Below are 15,443 nucleotides of genomic sequence, written 5' to 3' on the forward strand. Positions count from 1 at the left end.
GAATTTGTCATGCGCGACCAGGTCAAAGACACATCGCTGATCGAGATCAAGAGCGTGAGCCGGCTGTTTCCGAAGGGCAGCGGCGAGGATCTCGTGGTGCTCGAGAAGGTCGACCTCACGATCCGCGCCGGCGAGATCGTCGGCCTGCTCGGACGCTCCGGCTCCGGCAAATCGACCTTGCTGCGGATCATCGCCGGCCTGGTGTCACCCTCCTCCGGCGAAGCGCGCTGCCGCGGCGAGATCATCGCCGGCCCCCCGCGCGGCGTCGCCATGGTGTTTCAGTCGTTCGCGCTGTTTCCCTGGCTCACCGTGCTGCAGAACGTCGAGCTCGGCCTGGAGGCGCTCGGCATCGAGGCCGCTGAGCGGCGCAAGCGCGCGCTCGCGGCGATCGATCTGATCGGCCTCGACGGCTTCGAATCCGCTTTTCCCAAGGAGCTGTCGGGCGGCATGCGCCAGCGCGTCGGCTTCGCCCGCGCGCTGGTGGTGCATCCCGACCTCCTGCTGATGGACGAGCCGTTCTCGGCGCTGGACGTGCTGACCGCCGAAACACTCCGTACCGACCTCATCGATCTCTGGACCGACGGCCGGCTGCCGATCAAATCGGTGCTGATGGTAACGCACAACATCGAGGAGGCGGTGCTGATGTGCGACCGCATCCTGGTGTTCTCCTCCAATCCCGGCCGCGTCGCCGCCGAGTTCAAGGTCGACCTGCCGCATCCGCGCAACCGGCTCGATGCGGCGTTCCGCCAATTGGTCGACAGCCTCTACGCGCGCATGACGCAGCGGCCCGAGCCGAAGCTGCCGAGCACCGCGAGCGCCGGCGTCGGCATGGTGCTGAGCCACGTGTCCTCGAACTCGATCTCCGGCCTGGTCGAGACGCTTGCCGGCGAACCCTATAATGGGCATGCCGACCTGCCGGTGCTGGCGGGCCATCTGCAGCTCGAGGTCGACGAGATCTTTCCGTTGGCCGAGGCGCTGCAGCTCTTGCGCTTCGCCCAGCTCAGCGAAGGCGATCTGACCTTGACCGAGGCCGGACGGCGGTTCGCCCATCTCGATACCGACGAACGCAAGAAGCTGTTCGCGCAGCATTTGATGGAGAACGTGCCGCTGATGGGGCTGATCCGCCGCGTGCTCGACGACCGCCCCGCGCACGCAGCACCAGCGGCGCGCTTCCGCATCGAGCTCGAGGACTACATGTCCGAGCACTATGCCGACGAGACGCTGCACACCATCGTGTCATGGGGCCGCTATGCCGAGCTGTTCGCCTATGACGAGCAGTCCGAAACCTTCAGCCTGGAGAACCCGCATTGAGGCCAACGGCGTCACGGCGCGATCGTGAGGGTCGCTTTCATGTTCGGGTGAAAGCGGCAGTAGTAGTCGACCGTGCCCGCCTTCTTGAGGACCGAGCTCACCGTCTTGCTCGGCGGCAAAGTGACATCGAAGGCGCCATCCCGCGCCGTGGCCGTATGAGCCAGCGCATCCTTGTTGACCCATTCGACGGTGTCGCCGACCCTGGCCGAAACCACGGCCGGCGAAAACGCGAGCTTGTCTATCGTAATCCGGATCGTGGCCGCGCGCGCCGGAACGCTCACCGCGGCAAGCACGACCACACTCAGGAAGGCGAGACGTCCCGACAGCATCGGCTGATCCTACTTCAGGTCCGCCGCGACGTGCTCGGCGTGCTGCTCGTGCCCCTGAAACAGCTTGAGGCCGGTCTGCAGCAGCTCCTTCAGCTCGGAATTGCTCGCCGATGGAATGAGCTGCGTTTCCAGCGCGCCATTCACCGTCTTGTGGTAGACGACCTCGTTGGCGATGTAGGCCTTGTCGAACGCGGCGCCCTTGAGTTTGCCGAGTTCGTCGAGCTTCTCGCTCGCCTGCTTCGACAGCGCGCGGCTGGTGTCGTTGTCCTCCGGCGTGACCTTCAGCTTCTTGACGAGCGCGAGGGCCTGTTTGTTGACCGCCTCGTGGTCGCGCACCATGCCTTGGGCGAACTCCTTGACCTCCTTGCTGCTGGACTTGTCCAAGGCCTGCTTCGCCGCCTTGATGTCGATTTCACCGGCCGTGTAGGCGATATGGGCGATCTGCGGATCGTTGAGCTTGGCGCCCTGCGACAGCGCGACACTGCTCGTGAGGCAGAGCACGACGACCGTCGTGCCGATATGCTTGAACATGGCTCTCATCTCCTGTGCCGCCGGACCTCGTGGCCGGCGGATGAATGGCTGCACAGGGATTGGATGAAAAACGGGAGCCGACGTTCCCAAGAATCTTCAGCTCGGACGTGCCAGACGCTCAAGCACGGCATCCGTCAGCCGCTCGCAACGCGCGCCAGCGAAGGGAAACGCGTCCATAAGGACGGGGCCGATCTCTTTTTCGACGTTCTCGCGCAACATGCCGCGGGCGCGATGCAGGCGCGTCTTGACGGTCTCGGGCTTCAACCCCAGCAAGTCCGCGGTCTCGTCGATGCTCATCTCCTCGATCACGCGGGCGATGAACACGAGGCGAAACGGCTCGGACAGTTCATCGATGGCCCGCTCGACGACGGCCTGGATCTGGCGCTGCGCCACAGACTTCTCCGGATCGCTCGACGTGGCGGGAAATTGGATCACCTCGGCCCCAGGTTTATTCTCTCGCTCCGCATCCAGTTGCAATGCCGGTCGCTGTCCGCGCAGCCGCCCCATCGCTTCGTTCATCGCGATGCGAACCAGCCACGTCGACAGGCTGGACTGGCCGCGAAACTCGTCCAGATGGGTGAGTGCGCGGACATAGGTTTCCTGCACGACGTCCTCCGCCTCGCTGTCGTTGCGCAGGATGCCGCGGGCGATCCGGAACAGGCGGCGGTTGTTGGCCTGCAGGATGGCCCGAATGGCCGCCTCGTCGCGGGCTTTTGCCCGTCGGATCAGGTCATCCTCGGCGGTCGTCGCCGCAGAGACTGTGGTCGCTATGGTCCAAGGCATTGTCGATCATCCCAACTGAGCACGCATGGCTTAGATCGAATTCGAGCCCGGAGGTTCCTAAAAAAGATTGCGCGAGGCGCTTCACTGCACCGCCGCGAACGTATCAGGCCGCGCCAGCGCCCAGGCATCACGGAAGCGGATGTCCTGCGTACCCTCGAGCAGCTCACCCGGCCGCAGCGCCGGATAGAGTTTTGCGAAGGAGGAGACCTCGGTGGTCGACGTCCGCTGTGAGAAGTGGATGGGACGCAGGTCCTGCGGATGTTCCAGGCCGGCGGCAGCGAGCAGCTCGGCCAGCGCATGCAGGGTCGCATGATGATAGTTGTAGACGCGATCGATCTTGTGCGGAACGACCAGCGCGCGGGCGCGCGTCGGATCCTGCGTCGCAACGCCGGTCGGACAGCGGTCGGTGTGACAGCTCAAGGACTGGATGCAGCCGAGCGCGAACATGAACCCGCGCGCCGAGTTGCACCAGTCGGCCCCAATCGACATTGCGCGGGCCATGTCGAAGGCGGTGGCGATCTTGCCGGCGGCGCCGATCTTGATCCGGTCGCGGATGTTCATCCCGACCAGCGCGTTATGCACGAAGTTGACGCCCTCGCGCATCGGCATGCCCAAATGGTCCATGAACTCGAGCGGCGCAGCACCCGTGCCGCCTTCATTGCCGTCGACCACGATGAAGTCGGGATAGATGCCGGTCTCCAGCATCGCCTTGCAGATCGCCAGGAATTCCCAGGGATGGCCGATGCACAGCTTGAAGCCGGCCGGCTTGCCGCCCGACAGCCGCCGCATCTCGCCGATGAACTGCATCATGCCAACAGGCGTCGAGAACGCGCGGTGCGCCGCCGGCGAGATGCAGTCCTCGCCCATCGCGACGCCACGGATCTTGGAGATCTCCTCGGACACCTTCGCCGCCGGCAGCACGCCGCCGTGACCGGGCTTGGCGCCCTGGCTGATCTTGAGCTCGACCATCTTGATCTGCTCGGTGGCTGCGACCCGCGCGAATGCGTCGGCGTCGAACGTGCCGTCATGGCGGCGGCAGCCGAAATAGCCGGAGCCGATCTCCCAGATGATGTCGCCGCCCATCTCGGCATGGTACGGGCTGAAGCCGCCCTCGCCGGTGTCGTGCGCGAAGCCGCCGCGCTTGGCGCCACCGTTGAGCGCGCGCACCGCATTCGGGCTCAGCGCCCCGAAACTCATGGCCGAGATGTTGAACACCGAGGCCGAATAGGGCTTTGCACAATCGGGGCCGCCGATGGAGATGCGATATTTTTCCTCCGCACGCGGCTTGGGCGACATCGAATGGTGCATCCATTCATAGCCCTCGCGGTAGACATCCTCCTGGGTGCCGAACGGGCGCTTGTCGAGCACCATCTTGGCGCGCTGATAGACCACCGCACGGGTGTCGCGCGAGAACGGCATGCCGTCCTTCTCGCTCTCGAAGAAATACTGCCGCATCTCCGGCCGCATCTCCTCGAGCAGGAAACGCAGATGCGCCGCGATCGGGTAGTTGCGCAACACCGCGTGGCTCTTCTGCATGAGATCGCGGACGCCGAGCAAGGTCAGCGCGCCGAAGATCAAGAGCGGGATGAGGACGAGATCGAAGATTTTGCGGTCGTAGATACCAAGGATCAGCAACAGGGCGGTCGCCGTGGCGCAGATCGTCAGCACGATGAAGCGCGGCGAAAACGGGAGCAGCAGCGTATCCATGGGAGGCCTCGAAGCGGCTCGTGGAAGGTCTGGTGTCACCATACTACGCGTATCGCGAAGCAATCGTTACACAAGCGCGCGCAATCGGCCATCGATGATATCACAACGTCGATAGCCGCCTTCTGTCGACAGCCGCGCTGCGAGATCGAGCCGCAGCGCCGGGCCGGCCTCCGAGACTCCCGGCGCCGATATGCACTGTTCGAAGACGGCAGCCGCTTACCCCTGCGCGAACAACCCCGAATGCGCCTCGCGCAGCTGCCGCTTCAGCAGCTTGCCGCTGGGGTTCTTGGGCAGCGCATCGACGAACACGATCCTCTTCGGCGTCTTGAAGGTGGCGAGACGGCTCGAGGCCTGCTTCAGCACCGCCTCCTCGGTCAGCTCGCAGCCGGACTTGACCACGACCATCGCCACCACGGCCTCGACCCAGCGCGGATGCGGCAGGCCGACGACGGCGACCTCGGACACTTCGGGGATCAAATAGAGCGCCTCCTCGACCTCGCGGCTGGCGACGTTCTCACCACCAGTCTTAATCATGTCCTTCTTGCGATCGACGATGGTGATGTAGCCCTCCTCGTCGATGGTCGCGAGATCGCCGGAGTGAAACCAGTCGCCCTGGAAGGCGGCGGTGGTGCGCTCATCGTCGTGGAAATAGCCGAGCATCAGATGCGGCGAGCGATGCACGACCTCGCCGACCTCGCCTGGCGCGACGTCGTTCATGTCGTCATCGACGACCCGCGTCTCGACGTTGAGCACGGCGCGGCCGCAAGACCCCGGCTTGCGCAGTTGATCCTCCGGTCCGAGCATCGTCGCCAGCGGCGCGATCTCGGTCTGGCCGTAGAGATTCCACAGCCGGACCTTCGGCAACCGCTGCGCCAGCTCGCGCAGCACCTCGACCGGCATGATCGACGCGCCGTAATAGCCTTTGCGCAAGGTCGACACATCCGTGGTCTCGAACAGCGGCGAGCGCAGGATCGAGATCCATACCGTCGGCGGCGCGAAGAACGAGGTGATGCGATATTTGGCGATCAGCGGCAGCAGATCGTCGGGCGTCGGAAACGCCGTGATGATGTTGGTGGCGCCGACATAGATCGAGGGACCGAAGAACACGTCGAGCTGGGCGCAATGATAGAGCGGCAGCGCGTGCAAGGTGACGTCCTCGGCCGCGATGCCGGCGTCGACGATGCAGCTGACATACTGCCAGATCACGGCATCATGGGTCAGCATTGCGCCCTTCGGCAGCGACTCCGTGCCCGAGGTGTAGACGATCTGCGCCACATCGCCGCCTGCAATCTCGACCGCGGGCACCTGCGCCGTCGAAGCCGCAAGCTCGGCAAAATCGATCATGTCACTCTGCCGCTCGCTCGGACCTTCCGACGGCAGCCAGATCAGCTGCTCGACCGCCGGCACCAGTGCCTTGGCGGCGCGCGCCACGCCGGCGAAGCCGCTGTCGGTCGCGAGCAGCCGCGCCCCGGCGTGCTTGAGGATGTAGGCGACCTCCTCCGGCTTCAGCATGAAGTTGATCGGCACCAGCACGGCGCCGAGCCGCGCCAGCGCGAAGCGCAGGGCGGCAAAGGCATGCGAGTTGCGCGCGAGGATCGCGACGCGCTCGCCCTTGCCGACCCCCTGGGCGGCGAGGCCGGCCGCGAGGCGGTCGACGATGGCGTTGAACTCGGCGTAGGTCCAGCTGATCTCGCCGCAGATCACGGCCGTCTTGGTCGGTGTCCGCGCCGCGCTCCGCCGCAGGAGATCACCGAGCGTCTGTCGCCGTACGATGGAATCCATGCTCATCCCCTCTGTCATCACGGGGATGGCCGCCACGCGGGCAATCCAAGTCCCCTCCCTGTTTCGCGCCGGACGTCTGAAGGCCCGGTCTTGGCGCCGAAAATCGCACGGCCGCTCGGACGCGCGCAAGGAGGATATTGCCAACGAAAAGAGCGCCCCGATTGCGTCGAGGCGCTCTTTCAGAAAAGTCGCAAACGAAGGGTCGGCGGCTCAGCGCTCGACGAAGGCCTTCTCGATCACGAAGTGTCCGGGCTGGTTGCCGCTGCCTTCGAGGAAGCCTCGCGACTCGAACATGGTCTTGAGCTCCTCCAGCATCGCCGGGCTGCCGCACATCATGATGCGGTCCTTGGCGATGTCGAGCTCATGCTGGCCGATATCGTTGAAGAGCTGCTGCGACGAGATCAGGTCGGTGATGCGGCCGCGGTTACGGAACGGCTCGCGGGTGACGGTCGGATAATACTGCAGCTTGCCGTCGAGCAGCGGCCCGAACAGCTCATCCTCGCGCAGCTTCGCGACGACGCTCTCGCCATAGGCGAGCTCGGCGACCTGGCGGCAGCCATGGACCAGCACGATGCTCTCGAACCGCTCGTAGACGTCGGGGTCCTTGATCAGGCTGGCGAACGGGGCAAGGCCGGTGCCGGTCGACAGCAGCAGCAGCCGGCTGCCGGGCAGCAAATTGTCGGGGATCAGCGTGCCGGTCGCCTTGCGGCCGACCAGGATGGTGTCGCCTTCCTTGATCTGCTGCAGCCGGGAGGTCAGCGGGCCGTCCTGCACCTTGATGCTGAAGAACTCCAGTTCCTCCTCGTGATTGGCGCTGGCCATGCTGTAGGCACGCAGCAGCGGGCGGCCCTCGACCTCGAGGCCGATCATCGCGAACTGACCATTTTGGAAGCGGAAGCCCGCATCGCGGGTGGCTCGGAAGGAGAACAGGGTGTCCGTCCAGTGGTGAACGGAAAGAACTTTCTCTTTATAGAACGCGCTCATGTCGTTTGTTTTTTCACGTGGGCTGAAGTTGGAAGAAACAAGTCGTGACGGAGGCAGGACCGCAAAAACCCTATAGATCCAGCGATTTCGGCGCCTGATGTACGTGAAAACAGCGAATAATCAACCCGCATGGACGCACCATTGATCACGATCAAATGCATGCCGGCTGATGCCCGGATTCGCCTCGATCGGCCGTTCGTTCGTACACAAACGATAAGGGTAATTTACTTGCCGAGATTCCAATTTTCCAGCACTTTAATTCCGCATCCTGGCCCAATCCTTGAGCAATGATTAACCATCCGCAGACCCAGCTCGCCGCCATCACCCGCTACTGCGTCGAACGAGGCATCGCGCTCGACGTGCGGGAGGACGGCTGGCTGCTGGTGCTCGAGGATGCCAACCGGCGTCACCTGATCTTCGGCTATGATCTCGGCCTGAACAGTGCGGTGGCGCACAGACTGGCCTGTGACAAAGCGGCGACCTCGGCGCTGCTGAGAGCCGACGGGATTGCCGCGGTTCCACACGCGTTCTTTCTTGCTCCGGCCCTTAGCGGCCAGCCCGGGCAGACGGCCGAGGCCGCGCTGGCGCTGCTGGAAACGTATCCGCGCGGGCTGGTGGTCAAGCCCAACGAGGGTACCTCTGGACGGATGGTGGTCCGCGTCACGGGAAAGGATGACCTGCTGCGCGCAGCGAACCGCATCTTCGGGACCGGCGCGAACGTTGCGATCGCACCGCTCATGGACATCGTTGACGAAGTCCGTGTCGTGCAGCTCGATGACGCGTCCATGATCGTCTACCGCAAGCAGCGCCCCACCGTGACCGGCGACGGCGTGCAGCCGCTGCTCGATCTCGCGCTGTCGGCGACTCCGGCCACGGGGCACGCACAGCTCCTGCGGCGCCTCGATGCGGAATTCGACGCGTCGGCCTTGCGCGCGATCGTGCCGCGCGGCGAGCAGCGCCTGCTGAGCTGGCGGCACAATCTCGAATTCGGAACTCACCCCGAGCTGCTCGAACCAGGCGCGCAGCGGGACCTCTGTGCCGCGCTCGCGACCGCGGCGGCACGCGTCATCGGCATCCGCTACGCATCGGTCGACCTCGTGCTGGCCGATGGGCGCTGGCAGGTGCTCGAAATCAATTCGGGCGTGAAGATGGAGGCGCTCGGCCGGCATGCGCCGGAGCTGGTCGAAAGCACCTATATCGCCGCACTCGACGCGATCTTTGGCAGAAGCCCGTCGGGGTGACCTGCGGCCGCCGGCTCGATCTTCAGCAATAAGATTTCCCTGGCCTCGATCGAAATGAGGGATTAGTCTCCGATCCAAACTAAACAGTATACTGTCAATGTGGAGGACGCCCTTGCGCATCGCCGTGCTCGGCGGCGGCCCTGGCGGGCTGTATTTCGCCTATCTCTGGAAGAAGCGGCACCCCGCCGCCGTGGTCGATCTGTTCGAGCAGAACCCGGCCGGGGCGACCTGGGGCTTTGGCGTCGTGTTCTCCGATCAGGCGCTCGAATTCCTGCGTGCCGACGATCCCGACACCGTGGACGCGATCGCGCCGCACATGGAGAGCTGGCGCAACATCACGCTCAATCTGCGTGGCGAGAACGTCGAGACCGACGGCGTCGGCTTCTCTGCGATCGGCCGGCTCGAACTCTTGAAGCTGCTGCAGGCGCGCGCCGAAAGCGTCGGCGTCGTGGCCCGTTACGGCACGATCATCCAGTCGCTGGATCAGCTCGCAGGCTACGACCTCATCGTCGCTGCCGACGGACTGAACTCGCTGGTTCGCCGCAGCTTCGAAGGCGATTTCGGCTTCTCCGTCTCCTACTCCAGCAACAAGTTCGCCTGGTACGGCACGTCGAAGACCTTTGCCACGCTGTCGCAGACCTTCGTCGCGACCGACCGCGGCAGCTTCAACGCGCACCATTATCGCTATGCGCCGGACATGAGCACGTTCCTTGTGGAATGCGATCGCGCCACGTGGCACGCCTATGGCTTCGCCGAGATGTCGGTCGATGAATCCCGGCGCGTCTGCGAGCAGGTGTTCGCCGCCACGCTCGATGGCCACGCGCTGGTCTCCAACCGATCGGTATGGCGCAATTTTCCCTGGGTCTGGAATGAGCACTGGTGGCACCGGAACATGGTGTTGATCGGCGACGCGCTGCATACCGCCCACTTCTCGATCGGCTCCGGGACGCGGCTGGCGATCGAGGATGCGATCGCGCTCGCCAAGGCGCTCGATGCGGAGACCAGCCTCTCGGACGGCCTCGCCCGCTATCAGGCCGAGCGGCAGCCGATCGTGAAGAAGCTGGTGGCGGCGGCCCGGACCAGCGCCGAGTGGTATGAGTCCTTCCCGGCGCACATGACGCTCGGCCTGATGGAATTTGCCTACAGCTATATCACCCGGTCCGGCCGCATCGACGACACGCGGCTGCGAGCCATGGCCCCGCAGTTCATGGCCCGCTACGAGGCATCTCGGAACACGGGAGCACGCGTATGACGCGAGAGATCGCCGACCACGTTCCGCGCGACAGCGCCGGCGCGCGCGAGATCGGCTTCGCGATTCCCGCCCGCTACAATGCCGGCCACGTGCTGTTCGACAATCTCGCCAAGGGCAACGCGAACAAGCCCGCGCTGATCGGCCCGGCCGGTCCGCGCAGCTATGCCGAGCTGTGCGCCGACGCCTGCCGTTGGGGCAACGGCTTCACCGCGCTCGGGCTCAGCCGCGGCGACCGTGTCCTGCTGTTCCTCGACGATACGCCGGCCTATCCGGCGGCGTTCTTCGGCGCGGTACGCGCCGGCTTCGTGCCGCTGCTGATCAACACACTGACACCGCCGGATCTGCTGCAATTCTATCTCGCTGATTCCGGCGCCAAGGTCGCGGTCGCCGATGCCGAGTTTGCCGCACGATTCGACGCGCAGGCCTGCGCCGAGACCGCGCTGCGCACGCTGGTCGTCGTCAATGGCGAGGCGCCGGCTACCGCCGCCGCAACGACGGTCGCGGTCGATGCGTGGCTGCCAGGCTTCACCGATCAGCTGCCAGAGGCCGACACGCACCGCGATGAGATGGCGTTCTGGATGTATTCGTCCGGCTCGACCGGACGTCCCAAGGGCATCGTCCATCTGCAGCACGACATGGCCTATAGCGAGCAGGCGTTCGCCCGCAACGTGCTGCGGCTGAAGCCGGACGACGTCTGCTTCTCGGTGCCCAAGATCTTCTTCGCCTACGGCTTCGGAAATGCGATCACCTTTCCATTCTCGGCCGGAGCGACGACGCTGCTGCTGCCGGGCCAGCCGAAGCCCGCCGCCATCTTCGATGCGATCAGCCGCTTCCGTCCGACCGTGTTCTTCGGCCTGCCGACGCTCTACACCGCGCTCACCAAGGCTGAGGGTGCGAAGGAGGCGGACTTCTCGTCATTGCGGCTCGCGGTCTCCGCGGCCGAGGTGCTCTCGGCAGACGTCTTCAACGGCTGGAAGAGTCTGACCGGGTTGGAGATCGTCGAAGGTCTCGGCTCGACCGAGGTTCTTCACGTCTATCTCTCGAACCGCGAGGACCGCAAGAAGCTCGGCGCCGCCGGACTGCGCGTTCCCGGCTACGAGATCGCGCTGCGCGACGGCGAAGGACGCGAGGTCGCCACCGGCGAAGAGGGCATTCTCTGGGTACGCGGCGACTCCAACACGCCGCTCTACTGGAACCGTCCGGACAAGACCGCGGAGACGATCCGCGACGGCGGCTGGATCTACACCGGCGACCGTTTCGTGCGCGATGCCGACGACTTCCATTTCTTCCGCGGCCGCGCCGACGACCTGGTCAAGATCTCGGGCCAATGGGTCTATCCGCTCGAGGTCGAGCTCTGCCTCGCCGAGCATCCCGATATCAGGGAATGCGCCGTGTTCGCGCATGAGCTATCGGATCGGCGGATGAGCCTGAAGGCCGTGGTGGTGACCAATGGCCGATCGCGCGACGCGTCGGCAATGACGAAGGCGCTGCAGGACTACGTAAAGGCGAAGCTGCTGCCTTACAAATATCCGCGTGAGATCGTCTTCATCGACGAATTACCGAAAACGGGCACCGGCAAGATCGACCGTCAGGCGGTGATGCGGCTGTGAGCCTATGCCTTCCGCCCGACAACCGCGGACTTCCGCGATCAGCCGGTCTTGCCGAGATGCTCAAGCGCATCCTCGGCACGCAGCGGCACCCGCGAGACCTCGTTGTTGAGATCGACGAGCTGCGCCAGCAACGCCATCAGCATCTTGCGATCCGCGGCCTTCAGCGGCGCCAGCATGCGGGCCTGGGCGCGATCGACCGCAGGCATGATCGCTCGGAGCAGCGCGCCACCTGTCCTGGTCAGATAAAGCAGCTTGACGCGCTTATCCTCGGCCGACGGCCTGCGCTCGATATGACCCTTGCTCTCCAGCCGCTCGATCACGCTGCCGAGCGTCGAACGGTCGAAGGCGATCACCGCCGACAACCTGGTGGCATCGATGCCCGGGTGCGTCTGGATCGCGACCAGCGCTGCATATTGCACCGGCGTCAGGTCGAACTCCCGGCACTCCTCGACGAAGATCGACACCGCAATCTGCTGCATCCGCCGGAACAGATAGCCCGGCTTGGTGTAGACTGCGTCCATCGTGATGTCGGGCGGCCTACTCGGCATCGGGCTGACGCTCCGGAGCAGCATCGGCGAAAGCCGGCAACGCCTTCGCCGCGGCTTCGGCCTGCAGCAGGCGCGGGAACGCTGCGACATCGACGCCGAAGCGGCGTGCATTGCCAAGCTGCGGCACCAGGCAGAGATCGGCCAAGGTTGGCGTCGCGCCGAAGCAGAATGGGCCAGGCTCATGCCTGATCAGCGCTTCGCACGCAGCGAGCCCCTCGCGGTTGGCCCAGCCGGCCCAAGCCGTGACCTTGTCCTCGGGCAGGCCGAGCTCACGCAGCCGCGCCAGCACCTTCAGGTTCTGCACCGGATGGGTGTCGCAGGCGAGCACCTGCGCGAAGGCACGGACCTGGGCGCGGCGCAACGGATCCTTCGGCAGCAGCGGCGGCTCGGGATGGGCCTCATCGAGCCATTCGATGATCGCAAGCGACTGGATCAACGCGGCGCCGCTGTCGTCCTCGAGGGTCGGGACGAAGCCCTGCGGGTTGAGCGCGAGATAGTCGGGCGCGCGCTGCTCGCCCTTGCGGAGATGATGCGGCAGATGCTCGGCCGTGAGACCCTTGAGATTGAGCGCGATCCTCACGCGATAGGATGCGCTGCTGCGGAAATAGCCGTGCAGCTTCATCATGGCAGTCCTCCCGAATTGATAGCTCTGGTCGCAATTGACGGTAGCGGGATTGACAGTATACTGTCAATCAATAACGACATCTGATCGGGAGGCGCGCATGGCCGCAGTTTCGACCCCGGAACGCGAGGCGTTCTACAAGAAGATCGACGGCGAAAACATGACGGCGCTGTGGACCGTGATGAGCGATCTCATCACTCCCGAGCCGAAGAGCGCCTGCCGTCCGCATCTTTGGCAGTTCGCGGCGATACGCGACTACATGGTCGAGGCCGGGCGTCTGATCACGGCGAAGGAGGCCGAGCGGCGGGTCCTGATCCTGGAGAATCCGGGCCTGCGTGGGCAGTCCAAGATCACCACCTCGCTCTATGCCGGCATTCAGATGGTGATCCCCGGCGACGTCGCACCCGCCCATCGGCACAGCCAGTCCGCATTGCGCTTCGTGCTGGAAGGCAAGGGAGCCTTCACGACCGTCGAGGGCGAGCGCACCCTGATGAAGCCGGGCGACTTCATCATCACGCCGTCGATGACCTGGCACGATCACGGCAACGAGACCTCCGAGCCGATGTTCTGGCTCGATGGCCTCGACATTCCCCTGGTGCAGTTCCTCGACGCCTCCTTCGCACAAGGGTCGCAAGAGGATCAGCAGAAGGTCGCACGCCCCTCAGGCGACAGCTTCGCCCGCTATGGCCACAACCTGCTGCCGGTCGACGCCAAGCGCAGATCGCGGACGTCGCCGATCTTCAACTATCCCTATTCCTACACGCGCGAGGCGCTGGAGAGCGCCAAGCGAAGCGAGGAATGGGATGCGTGCCACGGGCTGAAGCTGAAGTTCTCCAATCCAGAGACCGGCGACTTCGCCATGCCGACGATCGGCACCTTCATCCAGCTGCTGCCGAAGGGCTTCAAGACTGCGCGCTATCGCTCGACCGACGCGACCGTGTTCACCGCGATCGAAGGCAAGGGCCGCAGCCGCATCGGCGACCAGACCTTCGAATGGGGACCGCGCGATCTGTTCGTCGTTCCGAGCTGGCAATGGGTCAGCCATGAGCCGGACGAGGATGCCGTGCTGTTCTCGTTCTCGGATCGCCCGGTGCAGGAGAAGCTCGACCTGTTCCGCGAGGATCGCGGCAACGCCTGACGAGGCCAATCAGCGCCAGCGCAGGAGCCGCGCTTCCAGCATGCTGATCAGCCGGCCGACGGCGAGACCGAACAGCGACAGGATCAGGATCCCCGCCATCAGCTGATCGGTCTGCATCAGATTGCCGGCCTGCAGTACGAGGGTGCCGATGCCGGTCTCGGCGCCGATCATCTCCGCCGAGACCACCAGCATCAGCGCCACCGACGCGGTGATGCGGAAACCGGCGAGGATCGACGGCAGCGCCCCGGGCCAGATCACGCGGCGGACGATGGTCGGGAACGGCACGTCGAAGCTCTGCGCCATGCGGATCAGGTTGCGCGGCACCGCATCGACGCCGCTATAGACCGAGATCGTGGTCGAGAAGAACACGCCGAGCGCGATCGTCGCGATCTTCGGCTGCTCGCCGATGCCGAGCCAAAGAATCAGCAGCGGCAGCACGGCGATCTTCGGAATCGGAAACAGCGCAGAGACGAAAGTGATGCCGATGCTGCGCGCAATGCGCCACAGGCCGATCGAGAAGCCGACGACGATGCCGGTGGCGGTGCCGAGCGCCCAGCCGGATACGATGCGCACGAACGATGCCGAGACATGCTGCCAGAGCGCGCCACTTTCGGCCAATCGATACAGGGCACGCAGGATCATCAGCGGCGTCGGCAGGAACAAGGGATTGACCAGGGCGAAGCTGCCGATCAGTTGCCACAGACCGAGAGCCGCCGCGAGCGCGAGCCAGCCGGCCCAGCGGTTTGCGGCCGGCGTGAAGCCGCCGCCCCGGAACGGCACCTTCCGGGCCTGCGTGCCGACCACCTCAGGCGGTTCGGCCGGGGAGCGCTCAAGCATTCTGAACCTCGCGCTCGGCATCGATTGCCTCGGTCCGGATCAGCCCCCAGAGCTCGTTCTGCAGGTCCAGCAGTTGCGCGCGTACTCCGGCATCGCCGCGGCTGCGCCGCGTCGCCGGGACGCTGACGACCTTCCGGATGCGGCCAGGACGACGCGACAGCACGACGATGCGGTCGGCGAGCCGCACCGCCTCCTCGAGATTATGCGTAACATAGACCGCGCCCATGGTGCCGTCGGCGAGCAGATCGACGAAGTCCTCCATCAGCAGCTCGCGGGTCTGCGAGTCGAGCGCCGACAACGGCTCATCCATCAGCAGGATCGCCGGGCGGACCGCCAGCGCCCGGGCAATGCCGACCCGCTGGCGCATGCCGCCCGACAACTGCTTGGGATAGACGGTCCGGAAGTCTGCCAGCCCGGTCCGCTGCAACGCATCGTCGACGGCGGCGGCGCGCTGCTGCGCCGACAGAGATGTATGGAGGAGCGGAAAGGCAACATTGTCGGCGACGCTTGCCCACGGCAGCAGCGCGAAGTCCTGGAACACGAACGTCAGGGGATTGAGGCTGCCGGGCGGCGGGGCTCCGCGCAGCAGCGCCTGTCCCTTGCTCGGCGGCAACAACCCTCCGAGGATCGCCAGCAGCGTACTCTTGCCGCAGCCGGACGGCCCAACGACGGCGACCACCTCGCCGGCTCCGACGGTGAATGATACGCCATCGAGCACTTCGAGCGCGTCGAAACGATGGCTGATGGTCTCGGCGATCAGGTCCATGT

General features: G+C 65.1%; 15 protein-coding genes. 5 read left to right on the forward strand and 10 right to left on the reverse strand.

Features of this window, described 5'->3' with window-relative positions; genetic code table 11:
- Nucleotides 1-9: 9 nt before the first annotated feature.
- Nucleotides 10-1,311, forward strand: coding sequence for a nitrate/sulfonate/bicarbonate ABC transporter ATP-binding protein (locus QX051_RS07560; RefSeq protein ID WP_315775643.1), 1,302 nt, complete (start codon nt 10-12; stop codon nt 1,309-1,311).
- A gap of 11 nt (nt 1,312-1,322) precedes the next feature.
- On the opposite strand, the gene QX051_RS07565 is transcribed toward QX051_RS07560, so the two are convergent.
- From QX051_RS07565 to QX051_RS07590, 6 genes are all read right to left on the reverse strand, one after another.
- Nucleotides 1,323-1,640, reverse strand: a complete 318-nt coding sequence (locus tag QX051_RS07565) for a cupredoxin family copper-binding protein (protein WP_315775644.1) — start codon at nt 1,638-1,640, stop codon at nt 1,323-1,325.
- A 9-nt stretch (nt 1,641-1,649) separates the two neighbouring features.
- Nucleotides 1,650-2,171, reverse strand: a complete 522-nt coding sequence (locus tag QX051_RS07570) for a DUF4142 domain-containing protein (RefSeq protein ID WP_315775645.1) — start codon at nt 2,169-2,171, stop codon at nt 1,650-1,652.
- A gap of 96 nt (nt 2,172-2,267) precedes the next feature.
- The gene (locus tag QX051_RS07575; RefSeq protein ID WP_315735060.1) at nt 2,268-2,954 is read right to left on the reverse strand and encodes an RNA polymerase sigma factor; all 687 of its coding nucleotides are present in this window, start codon (nt 2,952-2,954) and stop codon (nt 2,268-2,270) included.
- 81 nt (nt 2,955-3,035) lie between these two features.
- On the reverse strand, nt 3,036-4,661 hold the full coding sequence (locus QX051_RS07580) for an FMN-binding glutamate synthase family protein (protein ID WP_315753907.1): 1,626 nt from the start codon (nt 4,659-4,661) through the stop codon (nt 3,036-3,038).
- Nucleotides 4,662-4,877: 216 nt separating this feature from the next.
- Complete coding sequence (locus tag QX051_RS07585) at nt 4,878-6,443, reverse strand: acyl-CoA synthetase (protein WP_315775646.1); 1,566 nt, start codon at nt 6,441-6,443, stop codon at nt 4,878-4,880.
- Between the two features lie 210 nt (nt 6,444-6,653).
- The gene (locus QX051_RS07590; RefSeq protein ID WP_315735067.1) at nt 6,654-7,427 is read right to left on the reverse strand and encodes a ferredoxin--NADP reductase; all 774 of its coding nucleotides are present in this window, start codon (nt 7,425-7,427) and stop codon (nt 6,654-6,656) included.
- Between the two features lie 287 nt (nt 7,428-7,714).
- Between QX051_RS07590 and QX051_RS07595 the strand changes: the two genes are divergently transcribed.
- The 3 genes from QX051_RS07595 (at nt 7,715) to QX051_RS07605 (ending at nt 11,530) form a co-directional block, all read left to right on the forward strand.
- The gene (locus tag QX051_RS07595) at nt 7,715-8,668 is read left to right on the forward strand and encodes a RimK-like protein (RefSeq protein ID WP_315775647.1); all 954 of its coding nucleotides are present in this window, start codon (nt 7,715-7,717) and stop codon (nt 8,666-8,668) included.
- Between the two features lie 112 nt (nt 8,669-8,780).
- Nucleotides 8,781-9,920 (forward strand): FAD-dependent monooxygenase, encoded by a 1,140-nt coding sequence (locus QX051_RS07600; protein WP_315775648.1) that lies wholly within the window; start codon nt 8,781-8,783, stop codon nt 9,918-9,920.
- Complete coding sequence (locus QX051_RS07605) at nt 9,917-11,530, forward strand: benzoate-CoA ligase family protein (RefSeq protein WP_315775649.1); 1,614 nt, start codon at nt 9,917-9,919, stop codon at nt 11,528-11,530. The genes QX051_RS07600 and QX051_RS07605 overlap by 4 nt, the downstream gene beginning before the upstream one ends.
- 38 nt (nt 11,531-11,568) lie before the next feature.
- Here QX051_RS07605 and QX051_RS07610 read toward each other — a convergent pair whose 3' ends face one another.
- Nucleotides 11,569-12,078, reverse strand: a complete 510-nt coding sequence (locus QX051_RS07610) for a MarR family transcriptional regulator (protein WP_315735076.1) — start codon at nt 12,076-12,078, stop codon at nt 11,569-11,571.
- Nucleotides 12,068-12,700: a maleylacetoacetate isomerase gene (gene maiA / locus QX051_RS07615; RefSeq protein WP_315775857.1), complete on the reverse strand. Its 633-nt coding sequence runs from the start codon at nt 12,698-12,700 to the stop codon at nt 12,068-12,070. The genes QX051_RS07610 and maiA overlap by 11 nt, the downstream gene beginning before the upstream one ends.
- 100 nt (nt 12,701-12,800) lie before the next feature.
- Between maiA and gtdA the strand changes: the two genes are divergently transcribed.
- Nucleotides 12,801-13,838: a gentisate 1,2-dioxygenase gene (gene gtdA, locus QX051_RS07620; RefSeq protein ID WP_315775650.1), complete on the forward strand. Its 1,038-nt coding sequence runs from the start codon at nt 12,801-12,803 to the stop codon at nt 13,836-13,838.
- A gap of 9 nt (nt 13,839-13,847) precedes the next feature.
- On the opposite strand, the gene QX051_RS07625 is transcribed toward gtdA, so the two are convergent.
- Entirely contained in the window at nt 13,848-14,675 is an 828-nt protein-coding gene (locus QX051_RS07625; protein ID WP_315775651.1) for an ABC transporter permease, read from the reverse strand.
- Entirely contained in the window at nt 14,668-15,441 is a 774-nt protein-coding gene (locus tag QX051_RS07630; RefSeq protein WP_315775652.1) for an ABC transporter ATP-binding protein, read from the reverse strand. The genes QX051_RS07625 and QX051_RS07630 overlap by 8 nt, the downstream gene beginning before the upstream one ends.
- Between the last annotated feature and the right edge of the window lie 2 nt (nt 15,442-15,443).

This window comes from Bradyrhizobium sp. SZCCHNR1053, assembly GCF_032381235.1.
Classification (GTDB): Bacteria; Pseudomonadota; Alphaproteobacteria; order Rhizobiales; family Xanthobacteraceae; genus Bradyrhizobium.

What these genes read in the sequence shown, in the direction of transcription:
- QX051_RS07565 (WP_315775644.1), bottom strand. Translation starts at nt 1,640, where the DNA reads ATGCTGTCGGGACGTCTCGCCTTCCTGAGTGTGGTCGTGCTTGCCGCG.
- QX051_RS07570 (WP_315775645.1), bottom strand. Translation starts at nt 2,171, where the DNA reads ATGTTCAAGCATATCGGCACGACGGTCGTCGTGCTCTGCCTCACGAGC.
- QX051_RS07575 (WP_315735060.1), bottom strand. Translation starts at nt 2,954, where the DNA reads ATGCCTTGGACCATAGCGACCACAGTCTCTGCGGCGACGACCGCCGAG.
- QX051_RS07625 (WP_315775651.1), bottom strand. Translation starts at nt 14,675, where the DNA reads ATGCTTGAGCGCTCCCCGGCCGAACCGCCTGAGGTGGTCGGCACGCAG.
- QX051_RS07580 (WP_315753907.1), bottom strand. Translation starts at nt 4,661, where the DNA reads ATGGATACGCTGCTGCTCCCGTTTTCGCCGCGCTTCATCGTGCTGACG.
- gtdA (WP_315775650.1), top strand. Translation starts at nt 12,801, where the DNA reads ATGGCCGCAGTTTCGACCCCGGAACGCGAGGCGTTCTACAAGAAGATC.
- maiA (WP_315775857.1), bottom strand. Translation starts at nt 12,700, where the DNA reads ATGAAGCTGCACGGCTATTTCCGCAGCAGCGCATCCTATCGCGTGAGG.
- QX051_RS07595 (WP_315775647.1), top strand. Translation starts at nt 7,715, where the DNA reads ATGATTAACCATCCGCAGACCCAGCTCGCCGCCATCACCCGCTACTGC.
- QX051_RS07560 (WP_315775643.1), top strand. Translation starts at nt 10, where the DNA reads ATGCGCGACCAGGTCAAAGACACATCGCTGATCGAGATCAAGAGCGTG.
- QX051_RS07630 (WP_315775652.1), bottom strand. Translation starts at nt 15,441, where the DNA reads ATGGACCTGATCGCCGAGACCATCAGCCATCGTTTCGACGCGCTCGAA.
- QX051_RS07610 (WP_315735076.1), bottom strand. Translation starts at nt 12,078, where the DNA reads ATGCCGAGTAGGCCGCCCGACATCACGATGGACGCAGTCTACACCAAG.
- QX051_RS07585 (WP_315775646.1), bottom strand. Translation starts at nt 6,443, where the DNA reads ATGGATTCCATCGTACGGCGACAGACGCTCGGTGATCTCCTGCGGCGG.
- QX051_RS07590 (WP_315735067.1), bottom strand. Translation starts at nt 7,427, where the DNA reads ATGAGCGCGTTCTATAAAGAGAAAGTTCTTTCCGTTCACCACTGGACG.
- QX051_RS07605 (WP_315775649.1), top strand. Translation starts at nt 9,917, where the DNA reads ATGACGCGAGAGATCGCCGACCACGTTCCGCGCGACAGCGCCGGCGCG.